The sequence below is a fragment of the Paenibacillus sp. LRG-1 genome (assembly GCF_057220305.1).
Map to the genome: position 1 here is coordinate 3,226,511 of NZ_CM170126.1, position 13,322 is coordinate 3,239,832.

Below are 13,322 nucleotides of genomic sequence, written 5' to 3' on the forward strand. Positions count from 1 at the left end.
CTCTTCACTACACATATATACATTATTTAAAGACAATGATTGGACGTTCCAATTCTTTTAGAGTTAACCCTCTCAACCCTGTTTTAAAATCTTCATAAAATAAATCTGAGAGAATAACCTCAGGATACAAAGGCATCTTATGCTTAGATTTGTAGGATTCTAAAAAATGAAAGAAAGACACCTCTTCTATATTCTCTCTATAGATCACAATTCGATCAGGATCAAATACAGATTGTAATATTTGAATAATTTCACATATACTATTGAAGAAAACCTCCGTTCCCTTGCCCTCATCCCAAACTATCGACGGAAGGAATTTGATTTCACCAGCCAATCCATGTTTTCCTTTTAAAACCCCATTTCGCAAATAAATCCCCATTCCTGGTGGAGAATTCTCAGGAAAATAAATAGCCAGTACACATTGATCTTCATCTATTTGTTCTCTATAGACGTAACCACATACAGCGGCATTTACGTCATTCTCCACAATAACCGGCAAACCAAATTTGCTTTGCACATCCTCTGCCAACCGAATTCCATTTAATCTTTCATAACTGCTGACTGTAATTTCTCCATTTACAGATTGTCCCGGGATTCCTATTCCAATAACTTTAATGGAAGGATAGAGAGAAATGATGTCTTGAATCGTGGAATAAAATTGTGTAGCATTAAAAATTTGAAAGGGATGCTCTTCTTTCATCAGAGCATCCTCATTTAAATTCACTACCGTAGTACACACTACATCTGTCCCTTGTTTTTCATTAATATGTATAATCAGTGCTAGACTATACTCATAATTAAAACGATAGGTTAACGCATGCCTGCCTCCGTTTGAAGGAACGATTTCATCTTCAAAGATCTCTCCATTATTAAGCAATTCCTGCATAAGGGTATTGATAGTTACTACACTTAAATCAGTCAATGCGGCTAGTTGGGGTTTTGTTGTCTTACTGATCTGTTTCAATACTTTGCGAACCAGGTTCAGATTTATTTCTTTAATTAAATTTGTATTAGCTTTTTCCATACATAGCACCTTCTTTTTATAACATCATAAAACAACTTTATAAACCATTTTTATTAAGTTGTTTTACCAATTTTGCAGCAAAATATTACCTTTGTCAAGGTAATTTCGTACTAACCTTTAATTCACTATTGCTTTCCAGCTGATTCTGAATTATTCTCATGCTTAACATAAGATGATCGCTAAAATAAGGAGGCTAATCTATTGAAGAATGCTGTTGAAGAACCAAAATCAAATCGTATGCGCAAAATGATTGGGTGGCAGCTAATCAGTATCAGGTTGGAGCAAATCAATCAAAAACAAAACTAACGCTATGAAAAAGAATACTACGTTCATGATCATAATGACCTAAAGCCGTTGATGTAATTTTCAAGTCAGGATGTAACTTCCTCTGATGAGTTTACATAATGATTATTATGTAAACTATTTTTCGTTTAATCTCAACTTTCATGCTATACTTACAATCCTGATATCGGTATCTGAATATCCAGCTTATCCATTGCTTTTTCTTTTTCCCGATCAGTGACATGTGTATATACTGTGGTTGTCTGAATGGATGAATGCCCCAGTAGCTCCTGTACGGTACGCAGATCTGCTCCCTTACGTAATAGCATTGTCGCAAATGTATGTCTCAGCTTATGGCTGGAATAAGCCTCCCGGCGATCTATACTCTTATCTTGCTGGAATCGTTCGAACGTTTCTGTAGCGATCTGTTGAATGGTGCGCACTGCCAGACGGCGGCCTTTTTGGGATATGAACATCGCATCCTCTTTACCTCTCCACGGCGTCAATCTTTCCTCCAACGCATGCTCTACAAAATCACATACGGCTTCCGGTACCGGGAGAGTACGCCACTTACGTCCTTTACCGAACACATCTAACGTACGTCTTTCTCGGCTGTAATCCGAGACATTCAATGAATGAACCTCCCCCACCCGCAATCCCATGTAGACCATCAGCAGAAAAATAGCCATATTACGATTTGCATATTTCCCCTCCACCGCGAGCAAAAACGGATGAATATCCTTTTCATCCAGATAGACGGGCATACGATTCTTTTCAGTTTTTGCTTTTTTAATTCCCGCTGCCGGATTTGTGCTGCATAACTCAAATTCCTGTAGCGCTTTAAAAAAACTGTTCACCGCTGCATGCTTCCGGTTCCGCGTACTATCTCCGGCGCCTCCCTCCCGCGCTTTAGACAAATACGACATAACATGAATCTTCTTCACCTGATCGAGTGGTTTTTCACGCAACGTGCGTAAAAATTGCTTTACATCCCCCATATAATTTTTTTGCGTATGTATCGTATATCCCGCATCCTTCATCCAGATCAAAAAAGCTTCCAGCTCCTCAGTATATATTTCATCAGTTTCTTCAGTTGTATCGAGCCCCACATGTCGTAACTCTTTTTTCATCCCGTTCGCCTCCAATTCAGTTCATATTCCGAAATATACTGTAAAACGATCATTTTCGTCTGATTTTTATCGACAATCCAATCGACATCTTATGCAGGAGGGATTCTAAAAGTCGTTTTAAACCTAAACAGCGTATAATTTATATTATACGCTGTTTTTTAAGCGCTTTTTAAGTATAAATAAAGCGCTCCCCTCTTGTCCAGCCTGGTATCGCCTTCAAGCAGACATTTCAAAGCACTTAACGGGGTGGCATAGGGTCAGAGGGGGTCGATCCCACAATGTAGACAAATTAAAACACGCTCAAGAAAAGTTCTCCGAATGTAATTCATTCATATCCAAAACAAAACTAAATAGCCAATAGTCTTGCATGCAGCACCACTTCTCTACTTCATCAGCAAGCTGGGGCGCTGCTCTCGATCGGTAGCAGTCAAAATCGCCATAGCGGCCAAAACATGAATATCATATGCAGTTTCCAGCTCGCTATCCGGATCATCTTCCGGCGCGTGCACCATCTCCATATGATAGCCTGCTAGCTGATTGTAATTTTCACCCAATAGCAGCAGTGGATCACCAAGAATTTCACCGATTTTCGAGATGATGACCGTGTGATCCAGCTTCTGGGCAAATTTCTGCTGGACGCCTACATGCCTTATCATTTAAACTATTAAAAATTAATTTTCGAAAGAGTGAGATTACAACGACAGCATGAGGCTCCAGCACCCGGATCTTACAAACGAAAATACAAGCATCACTTTCTGTCAGCCGAAACCCTGATTCATAACTACATAATAATTATTATGTAAACTAAGATTGGAGGATGATTGTATGATTAACAAATTGTACTGGTTACCGATCGGTCAGCTTGATATTGATCGCTCCTCACTCAACCATCATGCACAGCCCGGTGAACTGGTGCGCCTGCAAATCTGGTCGTATCTGCTGGAGACAGATCACGGTCCGATTCTCATTGATACCGGTATGCCGGATTCGTTTATCAACAATCCAAATTATTTTAAAAGTACACCGTTTGAAGGGCGCTTCATTCCCCATATGTCAGCCGATGATAGTATCGTGGCTGTACTGGATCGGATCGGCTATCAACCGGACGATATCCATGCCATCGTAATCTCTCATATGCATATGGATCATGCTGGAGGCAATCCGCATTTTCCGAATACACCGATTTATGTGCAGCAGACCGAAGCAGACGCTGCGATCGGTAATCTGGAGTATGCGCCACCGGAATGCGTGCAGGCGGACTTGAATTACCGACTGCTTCAAGGGGATCATGAGCTGGTTCCAGGTTTGCAACTGTTCTATACTCCGGGTCATTCGCCGGGTCATCAGTCCGCGCTGGTCACAACAAAGGAATCGGGTCCGGTCATGCTGACGATTGATGTTGCCTACACGCAGGAGAATTACGCAAACGACGTGCCGTTTGACGGCTTTGACCGTGAACAGGCACGCCAGTCAATCGCCCGCATTCAGCAGATTGTGCAGGAGGTTAAGCCGAATCTGTTGTTCTTCGGTCATGATCCTGAGCAGGTAGCCGTTCAGCCGGTATATCCACAATACAAATAATGATAATAAAGCAGCTATTTCTCCACCATTCCGGATCTTTTCGGTCCGGGGTATAAAGAAATTGGTATTATGAATGCACACAAAATAGACGTATCCAGAGCCGTGCTTCATTCGGATCATGGCTTCCAGTATACGTCTACGGCGTACACACAGGACTTGAAAAGTTCGGCCTTAAAGGCAAGTGGTGCGGACTGGCAGAATAGTCGTAATTCGGCCAGCTCCCCTCATGAGCTCAATTTCTTCATTTGATTTTTAAATAATCATTATTGTATCTCCTCACTTCCAAAATGTTATAGCCTCTTATTCTTTTCTTTTCATTAGGTAGTTGTAATGACTCCGACATTTAGAACTGCAAAATTTGGTTAACTGAGCTCGCTAATATGGAATAAACCAATGATTGCATTGAATACACCTTTGCAGTTCTAGTTGCTCCCCTCCATAGCTTTCAGCAAAATTTTAAATGGATTAATACACTAAATCCGTTTATATCAAAAAACATGAGCTAGTCAAATTATATACATGAAGTTAATTACGTCTAATCTCCTGTTATCGCCAGCATCAGGAAGTATATCTAAGAACTCATGGGGTGAGTCGCTGTCGACACGGCATGGATGATGAGAAAAAGTAATTTGCAGTCTCGCTCCGTTTTCCCTTGATCATCTAGCACGATATACTTAAAGAAGTCGAAAGGCAAACTTATATTCAGCCTATGCTCATTTCAAAAATGTAGGTTTATTCATGACAAAGGGAGTGTTCATTTATTTATGAGTACCGAAATGCTGGAACGTCGAAGTGAAATTCTAAAACGAAACATCCATCAGTTGCTGGTTCAGGAAAATCAACACGGCGTGACACGTCAGGAAAATTACACGTTGCATAAAATGATCAGAGAGCTGCATCAAACCTCTCATGCCTTGAATACTTCCCGTTGAGATGAAAGGCTGCTAAATCAAATGAAAAAAATAACCTTCAGTCCCACTTCCTTAGTGGTGTTGAAGGTTATTTGTTGTGTGTATCCTTTAATTGACAGGTGGTACCCTTTCGTGATGTTACCCTTTGGAGCGACTCAGCAGATATAAAAAGTATGGCGCACCAATGATGGCTACAATCAAACCTGTCGGTATTTCTTTCTGTAAAGGTAAGGATCGTGTGATCGTATCCGCTACAAGTACCAGGAGTGCTCCGACTAAAGCACAGGTTACCAGCAGCATTTTATGCTTCGGACCCACCAGCTTTCTCGCCAAATGTGGAGCCACCAAACCGACAAAGCCGATACCGCCGCTAACCGAAACACTAGAACTGGCCAATCCAACCGCAGCAGCGAGAAGGAGAATACGTTCCTTTTCGATAGGTGTACCCAACCCCGATGCCGTCTGATCTCCCAGATTAAGCACATTCATCACATTTGCTTTGTAGTATGCGAAAGGAAGCAATACAATCAGCCAAGGCAACAGAGCCATTACGAATTTCCAGTTTGAGCCCCAGATGCTTCCTGCTAACCAATTAGCTACAAACGTGTAGCTTTCAGGTGTCAGCTTAAGAGTCATAATGATCATCGCAGCACTGATACCCGCCGCTACGCCAATTCCGCTCAGCAGTAGCCTTGTCGGGGAAATTCCTTCGCCTTTCTTGTAAGAAAGCGCGTAGATGAGAATAGCAGCTGCTCCTGATCCAATCAGCGCAAGAGCGGGAAGTAAAAACAATGAATTCGTAGTTTGCATAGATGGAAAAAGCAATATAAACAGCATGACCATCAGCCCGGCGCCCGCATTAATCCCCAGAATACCAGGGTCCGCTAGGCCGTTACGTGAGACCCCTTGCATGATGCAGCCAGAAACAGCGAGACCTGCACCGATTAGAAGAGAAATAACCATTCGCGGCAATCGGAATTCAAAGAGGATTAATTCCTGCTGTGGAGTCCCTTGTCCAAACAAGGTTCTAAATAGCTCCATTGGCGAAAGCCGGATAGTTCCCGTATTCGCGCTTATGGTGAACGCAGCAATGAGCAATACGATCAGAATAATTACAACCATCCAATCATGGATTTTTTTACGATGACTAGCTTTGGCAATAGCCCCATTCGTAACGTTATTCATCTTACAGCGCCCTCCTTTCTTTACGTGCCAGATAAAGGAAGAATGGAACCCCAATTAAGGCAATAAGTACGCCCACCGGTGTTTCCTCAGGTGCGTTAATCATACGGGCTGCCAGATCGGCAAACACAATGAGTAAAGCTCCCATAATGGCCGAGCATGGAATAATCCAGCGATAATCGACGCCAACCAGCTTGCGGGTTATATGGGGAATAATTAATCCCACGAAACCTATAGAACCAACCAACGACACCGCTGCACCCGCCAGAATCAGAACAAGAATCATCCCGACTACCTTTACCACCCCAGTTCGCTGACCAAGACTTAACGCAATTTCATCTCCCAGACTAAGCAGCGTAATAGAGCGCGACAACATGAGAGCGCCGATAAAAGCTGCCACAACCCAAGGCAAAACTATACCGAGCTGAACCCACTTGGTTCCACTAAGCCCTCCGGCATACCAAAAGGCTAAATCCTGTCCAACATTAAAGTACAAACTAATTGCATCTCCTAAGGCAGACAGCAATGCCGTGACAGCTGCGCCCGCCAATACAAGACGAACTGGCGTAAGACCTGATTTGGAGATGGAGCTTGTACCATATACCATCACAACAGCCAGAGCTGCACCAACAAAGGAATACAACATTAACTGTAAAAAGGAAGATCCGGGAAAAAGGGCAAAGCAAATCGCCATCGCCAAGCTGGCTCCCGAGTTCAGTCCAAGCAAGCCCGAGTCAGCAAGCGGATTTCGGGTCATTCCTTGCATAATTGCACCTGCTACGGCAAAGCAAACTCCGATTAGAACCCCACCCAGAATCCGAGGTAGACGGATTTCCCAAATAATTTGATGGTTTTGTAACTCGGGTTTAAAATGAAAAACGGCGTTCCATACCTCTTCTAGCCTAATAGAGGCTGCACCAAAAGATAGGGATAGCGCGATACCGAACGCTAAAAGTCCAAGCCCAGCTGTCAGGATAAGCGAAGCCGCCCAAGGTCGCGAGTGGAATTGAGTCGGCGACTGGTTATGATTACTTTGAGCAGGGCTATCCGATGATTCTGATAATTTCATAACTATTGTTCACCCTTACTGTTGAATAGTATGTAGCTATCACGAACTGTGTTGAAGATGATGTTGATATTGAGAATTATTATCATGCAATCTTTACTATTGTAAATTAATGTGGCAACGGCTTCAATAGCAAATTTCGAGGAATGCCTAATGATCTGCCCTATTGTGAAAAAATAAAGCCCTTCGGTATAAATACCAAAGGGCTGCCAACAACACCGAAGCGACTACTTCTGTGCGGCGTTCTCTTTATTCCGCTGGACGATCATATCTGCGATTTCTTCAGCTTGCCCTACAATAGCGATGGGATCGAAGTACCAATATCGATCCTCTTGGAGCTCAAAAACCTTACCTTGCCGGACTGCATTCAGTGATTTCCATATGCTGTCTCCTTCGTAACCGCCCAAATCCTTGTTAACCGTCAGAAAGATATAAGAGCCGGCATATTGATTAATGACTTCTTTTGACACCGATTTCCATTGAGTCTCACCTAATAATTCTTTTTGGACAAGCGGCGGAGGTGTCAAATTCAGTCCTCTGTATACCGCCTGTCCTCCTCTGCCAAAATTATCACCATAGACATAGTATTCTTTTTCCGAAGCTTCCATTACGGTGAAAGTATCTCCAGGCTGAACAATTCCCTTTAGCTTGTCACGTGCAGCCTGCATTCGCTGATCGTATTGAGCAAGCCATGTTTTGGCTTCCTGTTCTTTTCCAAGCAGTTCACCAAAAGCTGTCAGTTCCTCATGCACATTCTTGTACGTTCCATAAGGAATCACGATGGTCGGAGCAATTTTACTGTATTTTTCATATTCAGAAGCATCTTTGGAACCAATCAGAATCAAATCCGGCTGCAGAGTCAATACTTTCTCAATGGATACACTTCCGCGGTCTCCAATGCTTGTAATTCCCTGTACAAGATCCTTCGAAAACGGATTATCCAGATAATATTTAACACTTCCCACAGGTTTAATTCCTAGTGCTAATAAATCATTCAGGTACAAATCCACTACAACCCGCTGAGGGTGAACCGGTATCTTAATATCTCCATGAATCGTTTTGACTGTTTTCGTTTCCTCTGATTTTTGTTCACTAGAAGTTTGATTCTGCTTTTCATCCGGCTGCTTTACGTTTCCACCACAGGCGGTAAGAACTAAAATGACTGACAGAAGCATCATCACAATCCACATTTTCTTTGTCAAACTCGTTCATTCCTCTCTCTATTTACGGCGTCATATCGACCTATTTACGTTCCATATTGAGCTTGGTGCAGGCGGCTATATGCCCCTTTTACTGCTAATAACTCTTCATGTCTGCCTTGCTCGGCAATCCCTTGATCTGCAACTACGATAATGCGGTCAGCATTTTTGATCGTTGCCAAACGATGCGCAATAACGAGTGTCGTACGGCCTTGGGATAGCTCTGTCAGCGCCTGCTGAATCGCGGCTTCTGTCTCTGTATCCAATGCTGATGTCGCTTCATCTAAAATGAGAATTGGCGGATTTTTAAGGAACATCCGGGCAATAGACAAACGTTGCTTTTGACCACCGGAGAGCTTCACACCTCGCTCACCGATCATTGTATCCAGACCATCCGGATATGAGCGAACAAGGTCTTCAATCTGAGCTCGACGAGCAGCATCCCAGATTTCTTCTTCCGAAGCATCCAGCTTACCATAAGCGATATTTTCACGAATCGTTCCATCAAAGAGGAATACATCCTGCTGTACGATACCAATCATGGATCGCAGCGATTCCAGCTTCATTTCACGGATATCCATCCCATCAATGGTAATGCTGCCTTCCTCGACATCGTAGAAGCGAGGCAACAAACTGCAAAGTGTCGTTTTACCTGCTCCTGAAGGACCCACAAGTGCTACGGTTTCACCCGCATGGATAGATAGGTCCACTTTGCGTAATACCTTATCTTTGTTCTCGTAACCAAACGTTACACCTGCAAATTGAATATCTCCGTTAAGATGGCCAACCGCCTTGGCCCCAGGCAGATCTTCTACATCCGATTCACTTTCCAGCAAATCCAGATACCGTCGGAAGCCAGCAATCCCTTTCGGATACGTTTCGATGACAGAATTAATTTGTTTAATCGGCCCCAGGAATACATTAGACAACATCACAAATGCGATAAATTCCCCGTAGGTCATCTGTCCTTCGATAACAAACCATGTTCCACACACAAGCACAAACAATGAAACCAGCTTCATTAGTATAAAACTAATTGAGGAATTCCAGGCCATAATCCGGTACGCGATCAGCTTCGTTTTACGGAAACGCCCATTATTTTCAGCAAAACGTTCCATCTCATGTGCTTCGTTGGAGAACGCTTGAACAACGCGAATCCCGCTGACATTATTTTCAATACGAGCGTTATAATCCGCAATATCAGAAAACATACGATGGAAAGCAGCAGACATTTTTCGGCTGAAATAAAGAGACAAGTAAATCATGAGGGGTACAATAATGAAAGTCAGTACAGCCAGCTTCCAGTTAATACCGAGCATGATACCAAAGGCTCCCCCCAGTGTCATCAACGCGATGAACAAATCTTCGGGGCCGTGGTGGGCAATTTCCCCAATATCCATCAGATCGTTGGTCATACGTGAAACGAGATGCCCTGTTTTGTTATTGTCAAAAAAGCGAAAAGATTGCTTTTGTACTCGATCAAACAGCTTTTTACGCATGTCCGATTCGATGTTAATGCCCAGCTTGTGCCCCCAATAGGTAACCACGTAATTCAGCGCAGCACTTATGACATAAATACCGAGTAGAGCTAGACAGGCATATAAAATCCATTTCCAGTTCCCGCTGGGCAGCAAATCATCGACCACCCGGTTGACTGCAAGCGGAAAAGCCAGCTCCAGCAGTGCAGCTAGCAAGGCACAAGAGAAATCAATGATGAACAAAGTCCGGTAAGGACGGTAGTATTCAAAAAATCGTCTAAGTATAGTCATGACTTCTCCTTTCTAATTTCGAGTGATTATTTAGGATCGACGGAAAGCATGTTAACGGCTTCATCCAGCGATTTGTCAATAGCAAGCGGCGAGTAGGTAAACCACGGGTCAGCTTTGATGAAATACACTTTGTGGTTCTTGACAGCCGGGAGATTTCTCCACAGTGCACTTTGCTCAATTTGCTTAAGCATTCCGTCCTTAGTCGCTTCATCATAAACCAGCATAATAATACGGTCTCCTGACAGTTCGGGTAACTTTTCCATTGAAATGCTATCGTATACAAAGTTAAACTTCGGGTCATTTTCCAGCTTCTGTCGTATGTACTCAGGAGGATTCAATTCCAGTGAACGGTAAATGACATGTCCTACATTTCGCGCTCCATATACTCTTAGCACATCCTTACCGTAGGTCATATAAATGGTAACCGTTTCATCTTTTTTGAATTTTCCAGCCAGCTTCTTTCGACCTTCTTCAGCCTTTTTGTCGAAACTAGCGATCCACTGCTCGGCTTCCTTGTCCTTACCCAGCACGGCTGCGATATCCCGCAGTTGCTTAAATACATCCCCATCTCCAAACAAAACGACTACGGTTGGAGCAATTTTATCCAGCTGCTCTTTCACTTCTGGCGTGGTATCTTCTGTTGTGATGATCAGGTCCGGTTGTAGCTCCAGCACCTTTTCTACATTTGTCGGGTTCCCAATATCCGCAACTCCGTCAATCTTACCTTTTAAATATTCTCCTTCTAACAAATGGGAAGCAGCACCTGCAGGCTTAACTCCCAAGGCCAGCATAGCATCCAAATATTGTGTTGTGACGACTCGCTGTGGATTTGCAGGGATACTGATCTTATTGCCAGTAGCATCAGTATATTCGCGCATGACAACCGTTTTGGATTGCCCGGAAGGATCATTAGTGCTGGTCTTATCGTTTGTCTGGTTGTTGCTAGCTGCGTTTCCACATGCACTCAATACAACCATCAAAAGAACCACAAGACAAAGCGTGGATTCCCATTTTAATCTGTACCTTTGTTGCACAATATACGTCCTCCTTAGATATATACAATTCATAATATGATAGTGATTCTCATTATCATATAATTGTTATTCTATCTTTTACCGTCTCTTCTTACAATACAAAAATTAAAAACTTCCATTTATGTGGTATGTATCATCATCGTAGATTAGTCAAAAAAAGGACTGATGCGTATGTTTTGCATCAGTCCGAAGACTTAATATGTCGGGTCAAGTACCCATTTTATTTCGATTGGTCCACCAACTCCAGCTTAGCAGGAATTGATGTTTTCACGGTTTTACCTTGAAGTACATCCTTGGCTGCCTGCACCGCCAATTGTCCAATAAGCTCGGGTTGCTGAGCTACAGTGGCTGTCAGTTTCCCTTCCTTAATTGATTTAAGCGCATCCTCGTTACCGTCAAAACCAATGACTGGAATGTTCTTACCTGAGCTTTGGATTGCTTCGATAGCACCCAACGCCATTTCATCATTGTGGGCAAATACAGCCTGTACGTCCGGGTTTCCTTGCAGCAGATTTTCCATCACGTTCAAACCTTTGGTCCGATCAAAATCGGCCGATTGTTTTGCTATGACTTTCAGATCCTTATCTGCTACTTCATGGAAGCCTTTCCCACGTTCACGGGTAGCGGATGCTCCTGGAACACCTTCCAGCTCAATCACTTTGGCACCTTTTCCAACTTGATCAATCACATATCTGGCAGCCATTCGTCCTCCCTCTACGTTGTCTGAAGCGACGAGTGCTTTTACGTCTCCTTTGTCAGCAGAACGATCCAGTGTAATAACCGGGATGTTCAATGCATTCGCTGATTGTACCACAGTGGAGATGGCCGACGAATCTGTCGGATTAATGAGTAACGCGTTTACTCCCTGTTGAATCAGATCATCCACGTCATTACTTTGTTTCGCCGAATCATTTTGTGCATCCACAACAATGACCTGCATTCCTTGTTTTTTGGCCTCTGCCACAACTCCGTCTTTGAGAGAGACGAAGAATGGATTGTTCAGCGTTGAGATCGACAAGCCGATTTTAATGTCCTTCAGGTTCGCGGCCGCTTTAGGTTTGGCCCATTCGGGCGGTTCCAAGGAACACCCTGTCATGAGCAGGAGCAGCAAGGCAGTCATGATTAATATAAGCTTTTTCATATTTATGTGTCTCCTTCTACGCAGATTAGGTGTATTATGCGGATTTTTTACGGTCAATCAATACAGCAATAGCGATGACTATCCCTTTTACGACCATTTGATAAAAAGAGTTAACCCCCAGCAAGTTCAAGCCATTGTTTAGTGTACCGATGATAAGCACACCAATTAACGTACCTACGATTCGTCCGCGTCCTCCCGAGAGGCTTGTTCCACCTAATACGACAGCCGCAATGGCATCCAGTTCATAAGAAGTACCCGCTGTCGGTTGTGCCGAGTTCAAACGTGAGGTCAAGATAGCACCCGCCAACGCGGAAAGCATTCCAGCCAGAGAGTAAATCCAAATTTTCACACGCGGTACTTTAATACCGGATACAATCGAAGCCTTCTCGTTACCACCGATGGCATACGTTTTGCGTCCGAATGGTGTTTTATGCAAAATGATCCATAGGACAGCAAAGGTAATGAGCATCGTAATCGCTGGAACCGGAATACCGAACTGATAGCCACGACCGAACAATTGAAATACCAGACTGTCTCCGAGTCCTGTAATAGGGTTACCGTTGGTATAAACGAGTGTTAATCCTCTGAAAATGGTCATGGTTGCTAGTGTAGCGATGAACGGAGCCATTTTACCTTTCGTAATCATCAAGCCGTTGACCATGCCCATCACGCCACCCAATGCACAGCCAATGATAATCGCCAAAATAGGATCGAACCCGGCCAGCATCATATTTGCGACAAACGCACTGGATAGTGCTAATATGGAGCCGACTGACAAATCAATTCCGCCTGTGAGAATAACGAAGGTCATACCGAACGCAATTAACGCATTAATAGATACCTGGCGCAATAAATTCAAAATATTAAGCGGTTCCAAAAAGCTGGGATTTAAGACCGATACGATAATTACCAAAATAATGAGTCCCAACAATGGGCCAAGCTTCTGTGTGATTTGTGACATTTGAAAGCCTTTGCTGCTTTTTGATTCATTCATAGTTGTCAT

The 13,322-nt window shown here is 43.3% G+C and carries 13 protein-coding genes; 3 read left to right on the top strand and 10 right to left on the bottom strand.

Annotated elements, in window-relative coordinates; all coding sequences use genetic code 11:
• Positions 1–22: 22 nt before the first annotated feature.
• The 3 genes from ACUUJN_RS14065 to ACUUJN_RS14075 form a co-directional block, all read right to left on the bottom strand.
• The gene (locus tag ACUUJN_RS14065; RefSeq protein WP_484668607.1) at positions 23–1,024 is read right to left on the bottom strand and encodes an ROK family protein; all 1,002 of its coding nucleotides are present in this window, start codon (positions 1,022–1,024) and stop codon (positions 23–25) included.
• Positions 1,025–1,479: 455 nt separating this feature from the next.
• Positions 1,480–2,436: a tyrosine-type recombinase/integrase gene (locus ACUUJN_RS14070; RefSeq protein WP_264453709.1), complete on the bottom strand. Its 957-nt coding sequence runs from the start codon at positions 2,434–2,436 to the stop codon at positions 1,480–1,482.
• Positions 2,437–2,819: 383 nt separating this feature from the next.
• A complete protein-coding gene (locus tag ACUUJN_RS14075) occupies positions 2,820–3,092 on the bottom strand; it encodes a hypothetical protein (protein WP_339200211.1) in 273 nt (90 codons plus the stop codon).
• Between the two features lie 169 nt (positions 3,093–3,261).
• Here ACUUJN_RS14075 and aiiA point away from each other — a divergent pair, with 169 nt between their 5' ends.
• The 3 genes from aiiA to ACUUJN_RS14090 all read left to right on the top strand — a co-directional run bounded on the left by aiiA (position 3,262) and on the right by ACUUJN_RS14090 (position 4,949).
• Entirely contained in the window at positions 3,262–4,017 is a 756-nt protein-coding gene (gene aiiA, locus ACUUJN_RS14080) for a quorum-quenching N-acyl homoserine lactonase AiiA (protein ID WP_071558670.1), read from the top strand.
• Between the two features lie 69 nt (positions 4,018–4,086).
• The gene (locus ACUUJN_RS14085; protein WP_484668608.1) at positions 4,087–4,266 is read left to right on the top strand and encodes a hypothetical protein; all 180 of its coding nucleotides are present in this window, start codon (positions 4,087–4,089) and stop codon (positions 4,264–4,266) included.
• Between the two features lie 515 nt (positions 4,267–4,781).
• On the top strand, positions 4,782–4,949 hold the full coding sequence (locus ACUUJN_RS14090; protein ID WP_007432475.1) for a hypothetical protein: 168 nt from the start codon (positions 4,782–4,784) through the stop codon (positions 4,947–4,949).
• A 117-nt stretch (positions 4,950–5,066) separates the two neighbouring features.
• On the opposite strand, the gene ACUUJN_RS14095 is transcribed toward ACUUJN_RS14090, so the two are convergent.
• The 7 genes from ACUUJN_RS14095 to ACUUJN_RS14125 all read right to left on the bottom strand — a co-directional run bounded on the left by ACUUJN_RS14095 (position 5,067) and on the right by ACUUJN_RS14125 (position 13,322).
• Complete coding sequence (locus ACUUJN_RS14095; protein WP_023988920.1) at positions 5,067–6,113, bottom strand: FecCD family ABC transporter permease; 1,047 nt, start codon at positions 6,111–6,113, stop codon at positions 5,067–5,069.
• A 1-nt stretch (position 6,114) separates the two neighbouring features.
• Positions 6,115–7,179: a FecCD family ABC transporter permease gene (locus tag ACUUJN_RS14100; RefSeq protein WP_025720646.1), complete on the bottom strand. Its 1,065-nt coding sequence runs from the start codon at positions 7,177–7,179 to the stop codon at positions 6,115–6,117.
• A 224-nt stretch (positions 7,180–7,403) separates the two neighbouring features.
• Positions 7,404–8,354: an ABC transporter substrate-binding protein gene (locus ACUUJN_RS14105; RefSeq protein ID WP_256715645.1), complete on the bottom strand. Its 951-nt coding sequence runs from the start codon at positions 8,352–8,354 to the stop codon at positions 7,404–7,406.
• A 68-nt stretch (positions 8,355–8,422) separates the two neighbouring features.
• On the bottom strand, positions 8,423–10,138 hold the full coding sequence (locus ACUUJN_RS14110; RefSeq protein ID WP_484669758.1) for an ABC transporter ATP-binding protein: 1,716 nt from the start codon (positions 10,136–10,138) through the stop codon (positions 8,423–8,425).
• Between the two features lie 32 nt (positions 10,139–10,170).
• On the bottom strand, positions 10,171–11,178 hold the full coding sequence (locus ACUUJN_RS14115) for an ABC transporter substrate-binding protein (RefSeq protein ID WP_484668609.1): 1,008 nt from the start codon (positions 11,176–11,178) through the stop codon (positions 10,171–10,173).
• Between the two features lie 220 nt (positions 11,179–11,398).
• Entirely contained in the window at positions 11,399–12,319 is a 921-nt protein-coding gene (gene rbsB, locus ACUUJN_RS14120) for a ribose ABC transporter substrate-binding protein RbsB (RefSeq protein WP_023988925.1), read from the bottom strand.
• A 34-nt stretch (positions 12,320–12,353) separates the two neighbouring features.
• Positions 12,354–13,322 (bottom strand): ABC transporter permease subunit, encoded by a 969-nt coding sequence (locus tag ACUUJN_RS14125; RefSeq protein ID WP_013310465.1) that lies wholly within the window; start codon positions 13,320–13,322, stop codon positions 12,354–12,356.

Coding starts and splice junctions, on each gene's coding strand:
- ACUUJN_RS14065 (WP_484668607.1), bottom strand. CDS start 1,024: ATGGAAAAAGCTAATACAAATTTAATTAAAGAAATAAATCTGAACCTG.
- ACUUJN_RS14070 (WP_264453709.1), bottom strand. CDS start 2,436: ATGAAAAAAGAGTTACGACATGTGGGGCTCGATACAACTGAAGAAACT.
- ACUUJN_RS14075 (WP_339200211.1), bottom strand. CDS start 3,092: ATGATAAGGCATGTAGGCGTCCAGCAGAAATTTGCCCAGAAGCTGGAT.
- aiiA (WP_071558670.1), top strand. CDS start 3,262: ATGATTAACAAATTGTACTGGTTACCGATCGGTCAGCTTGATATTGAT.
- ACUUJN_RS14085 (WP_484668608.1), top strand. CDS start 4,087: ATGAATGCACACAAAATAGACGTATCCAGAGCCGTGCTTCATTCGGAT.
- ACUUJN_RS14090 (WP_007432475.1), top strand. CDS start 4,782: ATGAGTACCGAAATGCTGGAACGTCGAAGTGAAATTCTAAAACGAAAC.
- ACUUJN_RS14095 (WP_023988920.1), bottom strand. CDS start 6,113: ATGAATAACGTTACGAATGGGGCTATTGCCAAAGCTAGTCATCGTAAA.
- ACUUJN_RS14100 (WP_025720646.1), bottom strand. CDS start 7,179: ATGAAATTATCAGAATCATCGGATAGCCCTGCTCAAAGTAATCATAAC.
- ACUUJN_RS14105 (WP_256715645.1), bottom strand. CDS start 8,354: ATGATGCTTCTGTCAGTCATTTTAGTTCTTACCGCCTGTGGTGGAAAC.
- rbsB (WP_023988925.1), bottom strand. CDS start 12,319: ATGAAAAAGCTTATATTAATCATGACTGCCTTGCTGCTCCTGCTCATG.
- ACUUJN_RS14125 (WP_013310465.1), bottom strand. CDS start 13,322: ATGACAACTATGAATGAATCAAAAAGCAGCAAAGGCTTTCAAATGTCA.